Raw genomic sequence first — 1,857 nt, 5'->3', positions numbered from 1 at the left:
CCGGGCACTTCGCCAAGGCCGATTTTCAGGAGCCATCCGATGATTCAGTTTTACCCTACCCCTCGCTCGTTAGCTGAAAAAGCATTCACTAAGTTCAAGTCTCACAATTTCTTAAGGGTGTTGGAGCCAAGCGCCGGGCGTGGCGATTTGCTCGCTCCATTGCTCGACAAATGTACTCACCGTTATTCGTCTCATAGCGCTGATAAAATTGACTGCATTGAACTTGATTTAGACAATCAAGCCGTCTTACGCAGCAAGGGCGTTAATGTGGTCGATACCGACTTTTTAGCTTTTAGTGGGGCAGGGATGTACACCCATATTTTGATGAACCCGCCTTGGAAGGATGGGGCTGACCATCTTGTTAAAGCCTTTGATTTATTAGTCGATGGCGAACTGGTTGCCATCTTGAACGCCGAAACAATCCGCAACCCACACACCGCCAAGCGAAAACTCATCTGTAACTGGATCGAAGAGCACGGATCAGTTGAATTTCTTTCAGAGGCGTTTCTTGATCCTGACACCATGCGCAAAACCGCCGCCGATGTTGCTTTGATATGGCTGAAAAAGAAGGTCGATATAAAACAGAATTTTACGCATGGTTTGGAAGTTGAGCATGTAGCGGAAATCGATTACACCGAGAAAAACAGTATCGCCCTGAGACAGAACACGATCAGTAATGCCGTGTCAGTCTTTAATGCCGCTGTTAAAGCGTTGAAATCCGCCGAAGTCACCAGGGAAGAGGCTGATTACTACGCGCGTTTGTTGGGGCGGCCATTGAATGAGCTGCACAAAACTACGCAAGACGGCGAAGTTATTGCTATCCAAGAGCGATTTAATAAAGGCTATGACGATCTTAAAAAGCGGGCATGGACGAACGTATTACATTCCACGGAATTCAATAAATACCTATCGTCCAAGGCCTATCAACGTCTTGTAACCGACTTCGAACAGATTGCTAAGCTATCGTTTACAGAATCCAATGTAAGGGGATTTTTGATTGGCCTAGTCAATAGTCAAGGCGATATGAACATGCAAATGTTGCTGGACTGTTTCGATGAAATAACCAAATACCGACCGGATAACCGGGCTTATTACAAAGGGTGGAAATCTAACGAAAAGCATAGAGAGTTAGCGTATCGCGTCAAAATGACACGGTTTATTATTCCGGTTAGGAACAGTTACGGTTTAGGCCCAAGCTGGGACGATCTTAAAAAATTGCAGGACTTTGATAAGGCCTTCGCGATGCTTGATGGTAAAGCGCAATGCAACTATGGCTTGCATGACTTATTTAATGCTATGCCGGATGACTTAAAAAGAAGTCAGCGAATGACTACCGACTACTTTGATATTCGCTGGTATCGACAAGCGGGAACGGTGCACTTTTACCCTAGGAATCGTGAAATTATTGACCGCCTTAATCGTATGGTTGGCCGTCAACGTCAATGGCTGCCTAACGATAATGGTGCGGCACCAAAGGCGTTTTGGGAGCATTACGAAAAGGCGGAAACTATCACAAATGCAATGGTATTGCCGACAGTACGCTGGGGCCATCCGTCTGATGAACAGATCGAGGCCTCACACACTAAAGCCTGTGAGGATGCGGGCCTTGATGTCGATACATTCTTTGCATTAAATAATGCGAGTCCTAACCAACTGGCGGCCTAGTTGTAACAAGAATTTACACACAGATTTCGCTTTTTCGGGGGCAGATTGGAGGCCCCCACGCGAAAATATGTAGATAAATTGATTTTCCCCTTTTTACATGCGCCTATGCCAGGCTTTTTTTAAAGCGGTTTAATACGAGAGGCTTGCTCACTGTGCGCTGACATTGACAGAAAGGCCGGCTTATTCGGTCAA

The 1,857-nt window shown here is 45.9% G+C and carries 1 protein-coding gene; it reads left to right on the top strand.

All coding sequences use genetic code 11. The annotated features are described in order from the left end of the window. A partial coding sequence (locus A1332_RS00805; protein ID WP_231890173.1) for a DUF4942 domain-containing protein occupies positions 1-1,665 on the top strand: 1,665 nt, incomplete at its 5' end. Positions 1,666-1,857: the final 192 nt, after the last annotated feature.

The organism is Methylomonas methanica (genome assembly GCF_001644035.1).
Taxonomy (GTDB): domain Bacteria; phylum Pseudomonadota; class Gammaproteobacteria; order Methylococcales; family Methylomonadaceae; genus Methylomonas; species Methylomonas methanica_A.
This window is presented reverse-complemented; position numbering and strand designations above follow the sequence as displayed.